Origin of the sequence: Aliihoeflea sp. (assembly GCF_052435475.1) — a bacterium.
Classification (GTDB): Bacteria; Pseudomonadota; Alphaproteobacteria; order Rhizobiales; family Rhizobiaceae; genus Aliihoeflea.
On the sequence record NZ_JBQVMV010000033.1, the window covers coordinates 1 to 13123 of the forward strand.

A 13123-nucleotide genomic window follows, 5' to 3' on the forward strand; every position below is an offset into this window, starting at 1 on the left:
ACGGGCTTGGCGTCCCTCGGGAATATCGATCTCACATCCGCCACCGCATCGAAAACAATACACGATGCGGCAGCAGGAAAGTTACAAGGGATAAAGGGTGGGGGTCCTATTCGCAAAACCCGACTGCTGCCTTACTTCTCCGGCCCATGCTTGTGTCATTCGCCGGTTCAGCTAGTCTTTCCCGAAACCAACCCGGGAGGACGACATGCTGCCGCTCTACGACATGATGATGAAGGCGCAGAACGGGCGGACGGCGGATCTTCTCGCGCGGCAGATGAATCTGACGCGCCAGCAGGGAGAACTGGCGCTGGAGGCGCTGCTGCCGGCTTTTTCCGAGGCGCTGAAGCGCAACACGGCCGATCCGTTCGGCTTTTCGCAGTTCATGACGGCGATGGGCGGCGGGCAATACGCGAAATATTTCGAGGACGCGGCGCGCGCGTTCACGCCGGAGGGTGTGTCCGCCGGCAATGACGCGCTCGGCCAGATCTTCGGTTCCAAGGAACTGGCGAGCGCCGTTGCGGCGCAGGCCGCGCAGGCGACAGGGATCGCGCAGGAAGCCTATCGCCAGATGATGCCGTCGCTCGCGGCGATGATGATGGGCGGTTTCTTCAAGCAGGCGACGGGGCAGATGCCGGGTTCGGGTGCAAATCCCTTCCTCGACGCGTTCCGGCAGATGATGCCGCAGGCGCCGACGGCGAGCGCCGATCCGTTCGCCAACCCCTACGCCAAGATGATGCAGGAGATGTTCGCGCCGAAGCCGACCGAAAAGCCGAAGGCTGCGCCCGATCCCTATGCGCACAACCCGTTCATGAAGATGTTCGAGGAGATGGTGCAGTTCGGCCAGCCGGAGGCGAAAACACCGCGCGATCAGGTGACCGATGCGCAGGTCTTTCCGTTCGAAAACTTCTTCGGGGAAATGTTCGAGACCGGCCGCAAGCAGCAGGCGGACTACCAGAAGGCGATGACGAAGCTGGTGGATGATTTCTTCGCGCGGGGCAAGCCGCGCGGGTGAAGCGTCATCGATGAGCAAGTCCAAACGACTTGACGCACTACGCAGCAATCCGAGAGCGGACTGGCGTATCGCCGACATTCAGGCGGTCTGCGCGGAAAGCGGTCTTCGATGCGATCCACCTAAAGGCGGTGGGTCGCACTACAAGGTTCATCATCCTGGTTCGGCGACGATTCTGACGATCCCTTTCAGGCGCCCCATCAAAGCTGTATATATACGCAAGCTCATCGCCATGATCGACACGTTGAGAAAGACCGATGAAGGATCTTGAATATCACGTGGTGATTGCCCCGCTGCCGCCTGCGGACGGCGGCGGATTCGTGGCGACCGTGCCCGATCTGGCCGGATGCATGAGCGATGGCGAGACGCCTGAAGAGGCGATCGCGAACGTTCGCGACGCCATCGCGGAATGGATAGAGACCGCCAAGGGTCTCGGCCGGCAAATCCCCGCTCCGACCAGCTACAAGCTCGCGGGATAGAAAAAGCCCGGTCTCGCGGAGAGACCGGGCAGGATGCGGGCGGCCGAAGGGGATCGGCGGGGAGTGGGAGTGCCCGCAATCTTGGTGGCTATCAGGTCGGATTGCCTGAACGTGTCAGCAGACCTGGCGGGCGAAGCGTTCTTCCTCGCGCCGGCGGCGCAGGGAGGCGAGCGTCGCCGTCGGGTCGGCGACGATGCCGGTGCGGGCGGCCTGGTGGAGGTCGGTGCGCAACAGGCCGATATCGGCGAGGTGATGGTCCGACAGTTCCGCCAGATTGCCGATATGGCGTCGATTGAAGAGCGCGCGGAAGACAGTCTTGAACCCGTTCGTCACGCGCGACGCCACATCCGTGCGCGTCGGGGCGGCACCGGCATATGTGGGGTGGTGATCGAGGGCGGTCATGACTGGTCTCCTTTGATGAAACGGCTTTGGTAAGGTCAGGATGAGCTTGGCGGCGACGGCGCGCCACCCGATTCCAGATGGCTCTGCCGCGTCGTCGAAGCTTCTCCGACGCGTGCAAATTGCGTTGCTTCGATTGATTAGTCGAACGAATGTTTCTAATATTTAGCATCAACGATCATGATGGATTGATCCGATGCCAGCCGCGCCCCTCGACCTCGACCAGCTCCAGACCTTCATCACCATCGCCGATATCGGCTCGTTCACGCGGGCCGCGGAGGAGGTTCACCGCACGCAGTCGGCGGTTTCCATGCAGATGCGCCGGCTGGAGGAGCGCGTCGGCAAGCAGCTTTTCGAAAAGGACGGGCGCACGAACCGGCTGACCGAAGACGGGGAGCGGCTGCTGGCCTATGCGCGCCGGCTGATCCGGCTCAACCGCGAGACGCTGGCCGCCTTCGACGACCATTCGCTAGAAGGCCATATCAAGATCGGGACGCCGGACGATTATGCCGACCGCTTCCTGCCCGAGATCATGGCGCGATTCCTGCGCTCCAATCCGCGCGTCGAGCTTTCCGTCGTGTGCGAGCCGACCGCAAACCTCGTCGAGCAGATCAGGCGCGGACAGCTCGACATCGCGCTCGTCACCCATGACGACGATAAGGGCCGCTCGGAAGTGGTGCGGCGCGAGCCGCTGCTCTGGGTCGGCTCGATGAACCACGAGGTGCATCAGGAGGAGATTTTGCCGCTGGCGCTCGGCCGGCCGAGCTGCCTGTGGCGGCGCACCGCCTGCGACGTGCTCGACCAGATGAACCGCGACTATCGCATCATCTTCACGAGCTGGTCGGCGACGGTCATCATGGCGGCGGTGCTGTCGGGCCTCGCGGTCTCAGTGCTGCCCGAATGCGCGCTGCGGCCGGGCATGCGCATCCTTGGCGAATCGGACGGGTTCGGGGCGCTGCCCGATTGCCGGATCGGCATTTTGCGCGGGCATTCCAGCCAGCCCCAGATCGTTGATGCGCTGGCGCGGCATATTTCGGAAAGCCTCGACAACATCTCGGTCGTGCCGCCGGCCAACGAGGATAGCGGACATTTCGACTTCGCCGGCGTCGCCTACGGCCGCGGCAAGCGCCTGCGGCCTAGCCAGATGCTTCCCGGTTGGTAGAACTAGCGGCATGTCAGACCTTCTCGCCACCGATTCGAAGACCAACGCGGCCGAATATTCCGTCTCGGAGATTTCCGGTGCGCTGAAGCGCGTCGTCGAGGACAATTTCGGAAACGTGCGCGTGCGCGGCGAGATATCGGGCTATCGCGGGCCGCATTCGTCGGGCCATGCCTATTTCTCGCTGAAGGACGACCGGGCGAGGATCGAGGCGGTGATCTGGAAAGGCACGTTCTCGAAGCTGCGCTTCCGGCCCGAAGAGGGGATGGAGGTGATCGCTTCGGGCAAGCTGACCACCTATCCGGGCTCGTCGAAATACCAGATCGTCATCGACAATATCGAGCCTGCGGGCGCCGGCGCGCTGATGGCGCTGCTGGAGGAGCGGAAGCGACGGCTCGCCGCCGAAGGGCTGTTCGAGACGGGCCGCAAACGCCCCCTGCCCTTCATGCCGAGGACGATCGGCGTCATCACCTCGCCGACCGGCGCGGTGATCCGCGACATCATCCACCGCATCGCGGACCGGTTTCCGGTGCATGTCATCGTCTGGCCGGTGCGCGTGCAGGGCGAGACGACCGGGGCGGAAGTTTCGAACGCGGTCGCCGGCTTCAACGCGCTGCCGGACGGCATGACGCGACCGGACCTTCTGATTGTCGCGCGCGGTGGCGGCAGCCTAGAGGACCTCTGGGGCTTCAACGACGAGGCGGTAGTGCGCGCGGTGGCGGCATCGACCATTCCGGTGATTTCGGCCGTCGGGCACGAGACCGACTGGACGCTGATCGACCTCGTCGCCGACCGGCGCGCGCCGACGCCGACGGGCGCAGCCGAAATGGCGGTGCCGGTGAAGGCCGAGTTGGAAGCCGCCGTTTCGCGGCTTTCGGCGCGGGTGAAGGGCGCGGTCTCGCGCTGCACGCAAAGAAAGCGCGACGCGCTGCGGGCGACGGCACGGGCGCTGCCCTCCGCCGATGCCCTGCTCGCTTTGCCGCGCCGGCGCTTCGACGAAGCGGCGAGCCGGCTGCAACGCGCGCTGATCGCCAACACCGAGGCCAAGAAGCAGAAATTCCGCGGGCTGCGCCTGTCGCCGGCGATTCTTTCGCGGCGGCTTGGCGATGCGAAGCTGCGTGCCGAGCGCGCCGCGGGGCGGCTGCCGGGGTGCTTTTCGGCGATGGTCACCAACCGGCGCAACCGGCTTGCGCGCGATGCGGCCCGGGTGACGCCGAACGCACTGATGCGGCGCATCGAGATGGCCGGTCAGCGGCTCGACACTTTCGAGCGTCGGCAGCGCCAGTCGATCGACCGGGCGCTTGAAAGGCGCCGCCAACGCTTCGAGCAGGCGGCGCGGCTGGCGGGGTCGCTGTCCTATACGAGCATATTGGAGCGCGGCTTCGCGGTGGTGCGCGACACGGACGGCAACCTCATCAAGCGGGCGGCAGAAATCGCGACGGGCGATGCGCTGTCGATCCGTTTTGCCGATGGCGACGTCAATGCCGTGGCGGCGGGAGAGACCGCGAAGCCGAAGCCCAAACCCAAGCCAGCGACGCCTATCGGCGGCCAGGGCACGCTTTTCTGACGCTCTCCAATTTTCCGACGGAACATCGGCCGATCCGGCAGCTTCGGAGGGTTCCTCACGGTTTCGTGAGCCAACCTCATCGATGCAGAAGGATATTTCCCATGGCCAAGGAAAAGACACTCGAAGATCTCTTCCACGATACGCTCAAGGACATCTACTACGCCGAGCGCAAGATCCTGAAGGCGCTGCCGAAGATGGCGCGCGGCGCGACGGCCCCGGCGCTGAAGCAGGCGTTCGAGAAACATCGCGAGCAGACCGAGACCCATGTTGAGCGCCTGCAGCAGGTGTTCGAACTGATCGGCAAGCGTGCCCAGGGCAAGACCTGCGACGCGATCGAGGGCATCATCGCGGAAGGCGAGGAAATTCTCGACGAGTTCAAGGGAACGGCTGCGCTCGACGCCGGTCTGATTTCGGCGGCGCAGGCCGTCGAGCATTATGAGATCACGCGCTACGGAACGCTGAAGCGCTGGGCCGAGACGCTCGGCATGAAGGATGCGGCCAAGCTGCTCGATGCGACCTTGCAGGAGGAATCGCAGACCGACGAGGACCTGACGATGCTTGCCGACAAGACCGCCAATCCGGCCGCGATGAAAGCCGCCTGAGCGCATCTGCCGAACAGGACGAGGGCGCCATATCGGCGCCCTTTTCCTTTCTATTCGTCCGAGAACTGGTCCTGATCGCAGGGTTCGCCGGTGCGAAACTGCTCCGACAGGCACTCGCCGCGATCGAACCCCTCGCCGGCCGTCGTGACGGCACGCGCCATGCCGCCCGCGCCGCATCCGGCGAGCAGAAGCGCGGCGGCGACGAGTGTAGCGGCCTTGCGCAGTTCGATCGAAGCGATTGCCATTTCATTCCTCTCTTGGCCGATCACACGAATATGTGGCCTTGCGGCGCCGGGAGGCAAGGACCTCAGGCGGCCTGCCTGCGGTTCAACAGGCGGCACATCGCAACCGCCTCCTCGCCGGAAAGGCCGACGAGCACGGTGCCGGGAAGTTCAACAACCTCGTCCCTGTCACGATCCCAGACGAGCCAGGTTTGCGTCGGTTCCATGACGCATTCGTATCGTTCATTCCACTGCTGCACGTCCGCACCTCTCATCGTGCGATGAGACACGTGCGAAGCCAGCGAAGAGTTTCGCGGAAAAATGACGTCAGGACGCGCGGTGATGGGGAAAAAGCAAATGGTACGGTTGGCTGGGGTCGAACCAGCGACCTCCGGATCCACAATCCGGCGCTCTAACCAACTGAGCTACAACCGCACATCCAATTGGCGCATGACCAACTGGCTGGGCAGGCTATTACGGTCATTCAGGCCCGATTTCAAGCGGGAATGCAGGGCGAATGCGCAAAAATGCCTGTCGGAAGGGAAGCTGTGCGATGCGGGATCGGGCATCCCCCAAATAGGAAAAAGGCCGGGGGGAGGAACCCGGCCTTTCCATGTTCCGGATGCCGCCGGGAGGAGGTGGCGGCTCCGGTGCCCGGCTGCGGAAGGGAGGAGGTTTCCGTCAGCAGGGGAACTTGGCTTAATAATGCATCAGGCGGCTTCAAGTTCCTTCACGGACTTCTCGAAAGCGTCCTTCATCGGCTTCATGACCTCTTCGGTCGCCTTGGTGGAGGCAGCCTGGAAGTCGCGGGCCTGTTCCATGGCGAGTTCCATCGACTTGCGCACGAAGGCCGTCTGCAGTTCCACGACCTCGGAAATCGACTTCGCCTGCATCAGCGCCTCGAGATGGGCAAAGCCCAGTTCGGCATTGGTGCGCATCGCGGTGAGCGACTTCTTCGACATTTCGGTGCCGGCTACCTTGGCGGTCTCGAAGGTCGATTCCATCGACTTCTGGGCGTATTCGGCGTTCGAGCGCAGCTTGTCGTAGGCCTGCTTGGACTGTTCCATGCCGTTCTCGGCGAAGGCGCGGAACTGGTCGGTGGCCTTGGAGGCGTCGAATGCAGCGGCTTCCATCGCCTCTGCGGTCTTAGCGGCAGTCTTGGTCATGCCATGTCCCTTTTCAGGTTGGTGCGGCCATGGTCCGTCGCGTCGAGGCCGCTGGTTTGTTCCGGGTCTTATACAGTGAATTTTTGTGCAATGCAATATCGACGCGTGCGTTGCGGTAGAAAACTGCCCGTGGATTAACCATTTCGCCAATCGAACGGGCGTGCAAGCCCGCCGATTGTGGACGACGGCGCGATCCGCTTTTATTAACGAAGGGTTAAGTGGGACGAATCCCGCATTGAAGTCCGAGCGGGGTGCGAACCCCGCGAGGAAGCCCCGGCGGGGTGCGAACCCCGCGAGCACAGGAAACCGATGACGGCCGCGACCTACTCCTTCATCGACATCGCCGTACTTGGCGGCGTGCGCGACCGGTTCGCGCGCGGCGACGCGCTCGTGCTTCTCTCGCCCGATCTCGAGCGGGTGCTCTGGGCAAACGGCCCGGGCGCGGCGCTTTTCGGCATCGGCGACATCGAGAGCGCGATGGACAGTCCGGCCGGGCTTTCGGTGCAGGCCATGCGTCAGATCGCATCCCTTTCAGGTTATCCGCGGATCGGTGCGGAGCGCACGGTCTCGCTGCGCCTTGCGCAAGGCATGGCAAGCCGCATGACCACCTTTCAGGCGGCGCAGATCCGGCTGCCGCGCGGCGAACTGGCGATCCTGCTCGCGATCCCGGCGAGCCTGCGCGGCGAAGCGCGCATGAAGGCCGCCATATCGGGCATCGAGGACGCAGGATATGCCGCAGCGCTCGTCGACGCCGAAGGCGCGGTGGCCGCGACGACTTCGGGCTTCGATCAGCTCGGCCTCGGCCGCACCACGCTTTGGACGTTGGTCCAAGACGTGTCGCGCGAGCATGACCGGCTGGTGAAGAAGCTCGTGACGGTCGAGGGCGGCACGCTGCCGGTCGGCTTTGCGCGGCTCACCGACGAACCGGCGCTTCACCTTCTCCTGACCTCGAACGAGGTCGATGCCGACGAGGAAGATGAACCAGCTGCGGCCCCACCTGAGGCGGAACTGCCGGCGGTGTCGGCGCAGGTCGCCGCTGAGGCGGAGCCGGAAGAGATCGTGATGGCAAAGGTCGCCTCGGCCGTCGACGAGGCAGATGCGGCCCCCGCCCCTGCGCCCGTTCCGCAAGCGCCGGACGAGCCGCGCGTCCTGCCGACGCAGCCGATCCGCTTCGTCTGGCGCACCGATGCGAGCGGGCGGTTCGCGCAGGTCTCGTCCGAATTCATCGACGCGGTGGGCGGCAATGCCGCCGACGTGATCGGCCGCTCGTTCCGCGACGTTGCGACCGTGTTCGGCTTCGATCTCAACGACGAGATCGCCGCGCTGCTCGACCGGCGCGACACCTGGTCGGGACGCACCGTGCTCTGGCCGGTCGAAGGCCACGCGCTGAAGGTGCCGGTCGATCTGGCCGCCCTGCCCGTCTACGACCGCGAACGCATGTTCGAAGGGTTTCGCGGCTTCGGCGTCGCGCGCATGGCAGATGCGGTCGCGGACCCGGACGAGCTCGGTCTCGCGCTGATGAGCCCGAAGCAGCCGCAGCCCGTCGACCCCGACGATCCGTTCCAGGGCGAGACGCCGGTGCTGGCGGGCCTGCCGGATTTCGGGCGGCGCGCGAGCGACAAGGTGGTGCGGCTCGACGATGTGCGCCCGGGAACGAACGGCAAGACGCTTTCGCCCGGCGACCGGCAGACGTTCCAGGAAATCGGTACAAAGCTGAAGAAGGAGATCGGCGACGAGGAGACGGAGGCGCCCGTCGATGCGATGGCCGAGGCGGAGCGGCAGGCGCAGGAGCGCGCACGGTTTGCCGAGGCCGAAGCGTCCGAATCCGAAATCGACGCAGCCGACAATGTCGTTCGGCTGACGGACGCGAAGCCGGCAGATGAGCCCCCTGTCGAAGCGAAGGACGAGCGACCCGCGCCGGCCAGCATCCACTTTTTGCCGTCTGCCTTCGCGCCGCGCGCGGAAATCGACGATGGCGTCGAGGACCGGCTGATCGACCATCTTCCGGTGGCGACGCTGATCCATTCGGGCGAGGTGCTGCATCTGGCGAACCACGCCTTCTTCGACTTGACGGGCTTTTCTTCGCTCGACGCGTTCGCCGAGGCCGGCGGGCTCGACGCGCTGTTCGAGGATTGCGACGACGGGGAAGACGGCATTCTGTCGCTGAAGCGCGCGGATGGCAGCGAACTGCCGGTCAGGGCGCATCTGCACTCGATCCCCTGGCATGGCGCCAAGGCGCTGATGCTGACGCTCTTGCCGCAACCGGTGACGGAACCGGTGCCGGCGGCGCAAATCGCCGAAGATGGCGGCGAGGAATTGCGGGCGCGGCTTGCCGAATTCCAGACGATCATCGACACGGCGACCGACGGCGTGATCCTGATCGACAACGACTTTGCGGTCCGCTCGATCTCGAAGCCGGCCGAGGCGCTGTTCGGCTTCGATTCCGGTGCGATCGAGAGGCGGCCCTTCCGCGAACTCTTCGCCATCGAAAGCCAGCGCACCGCGCAGGACTATGTCGAGCGGATCGCGCGCAAGGGCGTCGCATCGGTGATGAATGACGGACGCGAGGTGATTGGGCGCGAAGCGGAAGGCGGGTTCATTCCGCTGTTCATGACCATCGGGCGGCTGCCGCAGGATGGCGGCTATTGCGCGGTACTGCGCGACATCACCCACTGGAAGCGCGCCGAGGAGGAACTGACGCAGGCACGCGCCGAGGCCGAGCGCACGTCGTCGCAAAAGAGCGAATTCCTCGCCCGCATCAGCCACGAAATCCGCACGCCGCTGAATGCGATCATCGGGTTTTCCGAACTCATCATCAATGAGAGCTTTGGGCCGATCGGCACCGAGCGCTACCGCGACTATCTGCGCGACATCAGCCGCTCGGGCAATCACGTGCTCGACCTCGTCAACGACCTTCTCGACATCTCCAAGATCGAGGCAGGCGAGCAGGAGATGAACTACGAGGCGGTGTCGCTGAACGAGGTGCTCGGCGAGGCAGTCGCGATGATGCAGCCGCAGGCGAACCGCGAGCGGGTGATCATCCGCTCCTCCTTCGCCTCGCGCCTGCCGGACGTTGTCGCAGACCTCCGCTCGATCAAGCAGATCGCGCTCAACCTTCTTTCCAACGCCGTGCGCTATACCCCGGCGGGCGGCCAAGTAATCCTGTCGACGGCGCTGGAGCCCGATGGCGGCATCGCCATCCGCGTACGCGACACCGGCATCGGCATGAACGCGTCGGAGATCGACCAGGCGCTGAAGCCGTTCAAGCGCGTCAATGCGCTGAAGCGCAGCCACCGGGAGGGAACCGGCCTCGGCCTGCCGCTGACCAAGGCGATGGTGGAGGCCAACCGGGCGCGCTTCGCGATCAGTTCCAAGCCGGGCGAAGGCACGCTGGTCGAGATCGACTTTCCGCCGACCCGGGTGCTGGCCGACTGAGGATAGTTTAGAACCATTCCAAGCTATTGATCGCTCACGCAAAATAACTTGACTACTCCGCTCCGATTTAACAATTACTGGCCACTGACGCGCTGGCCGTGAGCCATGCGCTCAGCAATCCTTTGTTCGGAGGACAACCCAAATGAAACTCAAGTCGATGCTGCCGCGCCAGGCTGCCTTCGCAGCCGCCGCCCTCGCCGGAACCATGCTTGCAGCGCCGCTGGCGCTCGCGCAGGAAACCGTCAACATCTATTCCTATCGCCAGCCCGACCTGATCAAGCCGGTGCTCGACGCCTTCACCGAAGAGACCGGCATCGCGACCGAGGTGCTGTTCCTCGACAAGGGGCTCGAGGACCGCATCGCGGCGGAAGGCCCGAATTCGCCGGCCGACGTCATTCTCACCGTCGACATCGCCCGCCTGCAGGCGGCGAAGGACAAGGGCGTGACGCAGGCGCTCACCGACGAGACGGTCGACGCAAACATTCCGGCCGAATATCGCGACGCGGAAGGCCACTGGTTCGGCGTCACCCAGCGCGGCCGAGTGATCTGGGCCTCCAAGGACCGCGTCACCGACGAAGCCATCTCCTATGCCGACCTCGCCGACCCGAAGTGGAAGGGCAAGATCTGCATTCGCTCGGGCCAGCACGATTACAACATCGCGCTCTTCGCCTCGCTGATCGCCCATTGGGGCGAGGCCGAGACCGAGGAGTGGATGAAGGGCCTGAAGGAAAATCTGGCGCGCGCACCCGATGGCGGCGACCGCAACCAGGCCCAGAACATCATGGCCGGCGAATGCGACCTCGCGCTCGGCAACACCTATTATGTCGGCCTCATGATGAACAATGAGGAAGAGCCGGAGCAGAAGGACTGGGCGAACGCCATCCGCGTGATCTTCCCGACCATCGACGAGGATTCCGGCACGCACGTCAACGTGTCCGGCATGGCGCTGGCCAAGAACGCGCCGAACAAGGACGAGGCCGTCGAGCTGATGCGCTTCCTCGCCTCCGACACGGCGCAGGAAATCTACGCGGCCGAGGTCTACGAATATCCGGTCAAGGAAGGCGTCGAGGCGAGCGCGGACGTGCAGTCCTTCGGCGAGCTCAACGCCGACACGCTGCCGCTGACCGACATCGCCGCAAACCGTCGCGCGGCCTCCGAAATGGTGGATCGCGTTGGCCTCGACGATGGCCCGAGCTCGTAAAGCTCGCGCCCAGAACTGACGTTCAGGCCGGTCCGGCAGCGGACCGGCCTTCGCCGTTTTTCCGATGAGCGCATCGTGACCGACCAGCTTCTGATCGACAGGACCGCCGCCATCCCGCCTGCCGCGCCGCGCGCGCGGCGGCAGCGGCATCCGCTGGCAATCGGCTTGAGCGCCGTCGTTGCCGCGATCGTGCTGCTTCCGGTGCTGACGCTCGCCGGCATCGCGCTTTCCGGGACTGGCGAGGACTGGCCGCATCTGGTCAATTTCGTGCTGCCGCGCGCGGCGACGACCACGCTGTGGCTGATGACGCTGGTGGCTCTCGGCACGGCGACGATCGGCGTGACGACGGCCTGGCTCGTCGTCGCCTACGACTTTCCGCTGCGGCGGATGCTCGCCTGGGCGCTCGTGCTGCCGCTTGCCGTGCCGCCTTATCTGGCGGCCTATGCGTTCGGCGAGTTCTTCCATTTCACCGGGCCGGTGCAGACCGCGATCCGCGACATGTTCGGCTTTGCCACCACGCGCGATTACTGGTTTCCCGACATCCGCTCGACGACGGGCGCGGCGATCGTGCTGTCGGCCGTGCTCTTTCCCTACGTGTACCTGACGACCCGCGTCGTCTTCATCATGCAGGGGCGCAACGTCGCGGACGTCGCGCGCACGCTCGGCGCGCGGCCGGGCAAGGTGTTTCGCAAGGTCCTGCTACCGATCTCGCGGCCGGCGATCGCGGCGGGCGTGGCGCTGGTGCTGATGGAAACGTTGAACGACATCGGCGCGTCGGAATATCTCGGCGTGCGCACGCTGACGCTGTCCGTTTTCTCCACCTGGCTCAATCGCGGGAGCCTCGAAGGCGCCGCGCAGATCGCGATGATCATGCTCGTCATCGTCTTCGCGCTCCTGATGGCCGAGCAATGGGCCCGGCGGCGCCAGCGCTACCATGCGATGCGCGCGACGCAGATGAAGGCGAAGCCGCCGCGCGTGAGGCTGACCGGCATCAAGGGAGCGCTTGCGATGCTCGCCGCCGCCCTGCCGGTCGCGGCCGGCTTCGGCATCCCGCTCTACGTCTTCGGCGACTATGCCTCGCGGCGGCTGCAGCAATTCGCCGACCCGGCGCTGATGCGCGCGCTGACCAACTCGATCCTGACGGCAACGGCAACGGCGGTGATCACCATCCTGATCGCGCTGGTGCTGATCCAGGCGGCACGGCTGGCGCGCTCGCATCTGGTGACCGGGCTGACGCGGTTCGCGATGGTCGGCTATGCGCTGCCGGGAACCGTGATGGGGCTCGGGCTGCTGTTCGCACTCGCCCGCTTCGACAATGCGCTCGACGCGGTGATGCGCGATGCGTTCGGCGTCTCGACGGGGCTGTTGTTGACCGGTTCGGCGGCAGCGGTGGTGCTGGTCTGCTCGATCCGGTTCCTGGCGCTCGCGGAAGGGTCGATCCGCTCGGGGCTGGAAAAGCTGCCGCCCAATATCGACGAGGCGGCGCGCAGCCTCGGCCGCACGCCCGGGCAAAGCGCACGCGCGGTGATTTTGCCGCTGCTCGGGCCCGCCGTATTGACGGCGGCCGTGCTGGTCTTCGTCGACACGATCAAAGAATTGTCCGCCACGATCCTGCTGCGTCCGTTCGGCTTCAACACGCTGGCAACGCATGTCTACGAGAACGCATCGCGGGGGCGGCCGGAGGATGGGGCGGTGGCGGCGCTGTTGATCATCGTGACGTCGCTGATCCCGGTGGTGCTGTTGTCGCGGGCCTTGGCTCGGGATCGGGAAGCGATGATGTGAGGGGTGGCGGTGGGTTCCTGTGAAGGGGACCCCCACCCTTTATCCCTCCCCACAAGGGGGATCGTTGCGAAATTCCCGACGCGCTTGCGTTGATGCGGTCGCA

General features: G+C 65.1%; 13 protein-coding genes and 1 tRNA gene. 9 read left to right on the forward strand and 5 right to left on the reverse strand.

The genetic code is table 11. The annotated features are described in order from the left end of the window. Positions 1 to 205 precede the first annotated feature (205 nt). From ACT6QU_RS19255 to ACT6QU_RS19265, 3 genes are read left to right on the forward strand one after another with little or no spacing between them, the layout of a single operon-like run. Positions 206 to 1012 (forward strand): DUF937 domain-containing protein, encoded by an 807-nt coding sequence (locus tag ACT6QU_RS19255; protein ID WP_444565943.1) that lies wholly within the window; start codon positions 206 to 208, stop codon positions 1010 to 1012. 10 nt (positions 1013 to 1022) lie between these two features. Continuing rightward, positions 1023 to 1280, forward strand: coding sequence for a type II toxin-antitoxin system HicA family toxin (locus ACT6QU_RS19260; RefSeq protein WP_444565942.1), 258 nt, complete (start codon positions 1023 to 1025; stop codon positions 1278 to 1280). Next, entirely contained in the window at positions 1267 to 1488 is a 222-nt protein-coding gene (locus ACT6QU_RS19265) for a type II toxin-antitoxin system HicB family antitoxin (RefSeq protein WP_444565941.1), read from the forward strand. Before ACT6QU_RS19260 ends, ACT6QU_RS19265 begins: the two co-directional genes overlap by 14 nt. 114 nt (positions 1489 to 1602) lie before the next feature. On the opposite strand, the gene ACT6QU_RS19270 is transcribed toward ACT6QU_RS19265, so the two are convergent. Next, positions 1603 to 1890, reverse strand: a complete 288-nt coding sequence (locus ACT6QU_RS19270; RefSeq protein ID WP_024588374.1) for a DUF1127 domain-containing protein — start codon at positions 1888 to 1890, stop codon at positions 1603 to 1605. Positions 1891 to 2083: 193 nt separating this feature from the next. On the opposite strand from ACT6QU_RS19270, the gene ACT6QU_RS19275 reads away from it, so the two are divergent. The 3 genes from ACT6QU_RS19275 to ACT6QU_RS19285 all read left to right on the forward strand — a co-directional run bounded on the left by ACT6QU_RS19275 (position 2084) and on the right by ACT6QU_RS19285 (position 5215). After that, positions 2084 to 3049, forward strand: coding sequence for a LysR substrate-binding domain-containing protein (locus ACT6QU_RS19275; protein WP_444565940.1), 966 nt, complete (start codon positions 2084 to 2086; stop codon positions 3047 to 3049). 10 nt (positions 3050 to 3059) lie between these two features. Continuing rightward, positions 3060 to 4613, forward strand: a complete 1554-nt coding sequence (xseA, locus tag ACT6QU_RS19280; protein WP_444565939.1) for an exodeoxyribonuclease VII large subunit — start codon at positions 3060 to 3062, stop codon at positions 4611 to 4613. 101 nt (positions 4614 to 4714) lie between these two features. Further along, on the forward strand, positions 4715 to 5215 hold the full coding sequence (locus ACT6QU_RS19285; protein WP_024588376.1) for a YciE/YciF ferroxidase family protein: 501 nt from the start codon (positions 4715 to 4717) through the stop codon (positions 5213 to 5215). Positions 5216 to 5265: 50 nt separating this feature from the next. Here ACT6QU_RS19285 and ACT6QU_RS19290 read toward each other — a convergent pair whose 3' ends face one another. From ACT6QU_RS19290 to ACT6QU_RS19305, 4 genes are all read right to left on the reverse strand, one after another. Beyond that, positions 5266 to 5460, reverse strand: a complete 195-nt coding sequence (locus ACT6QU_RS19290; protein ID WP_444565938.1) for a hypothetical protein — start codon at positions 5458 to 5460, stop codon at positions 5266 to 5268. 62 nt (positions 5461 to 5522) lie between these two features. After that, positions 5523 to 5663: a hypothetical protein gene (locus ACT6QU_RS19295; protein WP_444565937.1), complete on the reverse strand. Its 141-nt coding sequence runs from the start codon at positions 5661 to 5663 to the stop codon at positions 5523 to 5525. A 131-nt stretch (positions 5664 to 5794) separates the two neighbouring features. Then, a tRNA-His gene (locus ACT6QU_RS19300) sits at positions 5795 to 5871 on the reverse strand. Between the two features lie 275 nt (positions 5872 to 6146). Continuing rightward, a complete protein-coding gene (locus tag ACT6QU_RS19305) occupies positions 6147 to 6602 on the reverse strand; it encodes a phasin (protein ID WP_444565936.1) in 456 nt (151 codons plus the stop codon). A gap of 309 nt (positions 6603 to 6911) precedes the next feature. Here ACT6QU_RS19305 and ACT6QU_RS19310 point away from each other — a divergent pair, with 309 nt between their 5' ends. The 3 genes from ACT6QU_RS19310 (at position 6912) to ACT6QU_RS19320 (ending at position 13020) form a co-directional block, all read left to right on the forward strand. Then, entirely contained in the window at positions 6912 to 10037 is a 3126-nt protein-coding gene (locus ACT6QU_RS19310) for an ATP-binding protein (protein WP_444565935.1), read from the forward strand. Positions 10038 to 10194: 157 nt separating this feature from the next. Then, positions 10195 to 11238, forward strand: a complete 1044-nt coding sequence (locus ACT6QU_RS19315) for a Fe(3+) ABC transporter substrate-binding protein (RefSeq protein ID WP_444565945.1) — start codon at positions 10195 to 10197, stop codon at positions 11236 to 11238. A 90-nt stretch (positions 11239 to 11328) separates the two neighbouring features. Beyond that, a complete protein-coding gene (locus ACT6QU_RS19320; RefSeq protein WP_444565944.1) occupies positions 11329 to 13020 on the forward strand; it encodes an ABC transporter permease in 1692 nt (563 codons plus the stop codon). The last annotated feature ends 103 nt before the right edge of the window (positions 13021 to 13123 follow it).

Coding starts and splice junctions, on each gene's coding strand:
- ACT6QU_RS19255 (WP_444565943.1), top strand. CDS start 206: ATGCTGCCGCTCTACGACATGATGATGAAGGCGCAGAACGGGCGGACG.
- ACT6QU_RS19260 (WP_444565942.1), top strand. CDS start 1,023: ATGAGCAAGTCCAAACGACTTGACGCACTACGCAGCAATCCGAGAGCG.
- ACT6QU_RS19265 (WP_444565941.1), top strand. CDS start 1,267: ATGAAGGATCTTGAATATCACGTGGTGATTGCCCCGCTGCCGCCTGCG.
- ACT6QU_RS19270 (WP_024588374.1), bottom strand. CDS start 1,890: ATGACCGCCCTCGATCACCACCCCACATATGCCGGTGCCGCCCCGACG.
- ACT6QU_RS19275 (WP_444565940.1), top strand. CDS start 2,084: ATGCCAGCCGCGCCCCTCGACCTCGACCAGCTCCAGACCTTCATCACC.
- xseA (WP_444565939.1), top strand. CDS start 3,060: ATGTCAGACCTTCTCGCCACCGATTCGAAGACCAACGCGGCCGAATAT.
- ACT6QU_RS19285 (WP_024588376.1), top strand. CDS start 4,715: ATGGCCAAGGAAAAGACACTCGAAGATCTCTTCCACGATACGCTCAAG.
- ACT6QU_RS19290 (WP_444565938.1), bottom strand. CDS start 5,460: ATGGCAATCGCTTCGATCGAACTGCGCAAGGCCGCTACACTCGTCGCC.
- ACT6QU_RS19295 (WP_444565937.1), bottom strand. CDS start 5,663: ATGGAACCGACGCAAACCTGGCTCGTCTGGGATCGTGACAGGGACGAG.
- ACT6QU_RS19305 (WP_444565936.1), bottom strand. CDS start 6,602: ATGACCAAGACTGCCGCTAAGACCGCAGAGGCGATGGAAGCCGCTGCA.
- ACT6QU_RS19310 (WP_444565935.1), top strand. CDS start 6,912: ATGACGGCCGCGACCTACTCCTTCATCGACATCGCCGTACTTGGCGGC.
- ACT6QU_RS19315 (WP_444565945.1), top strand. CDS start 10,195: ATGCTGCCGCGCCAGGCTGCCTTCGCAGCCGCCGCCCTCGCCGGAACC.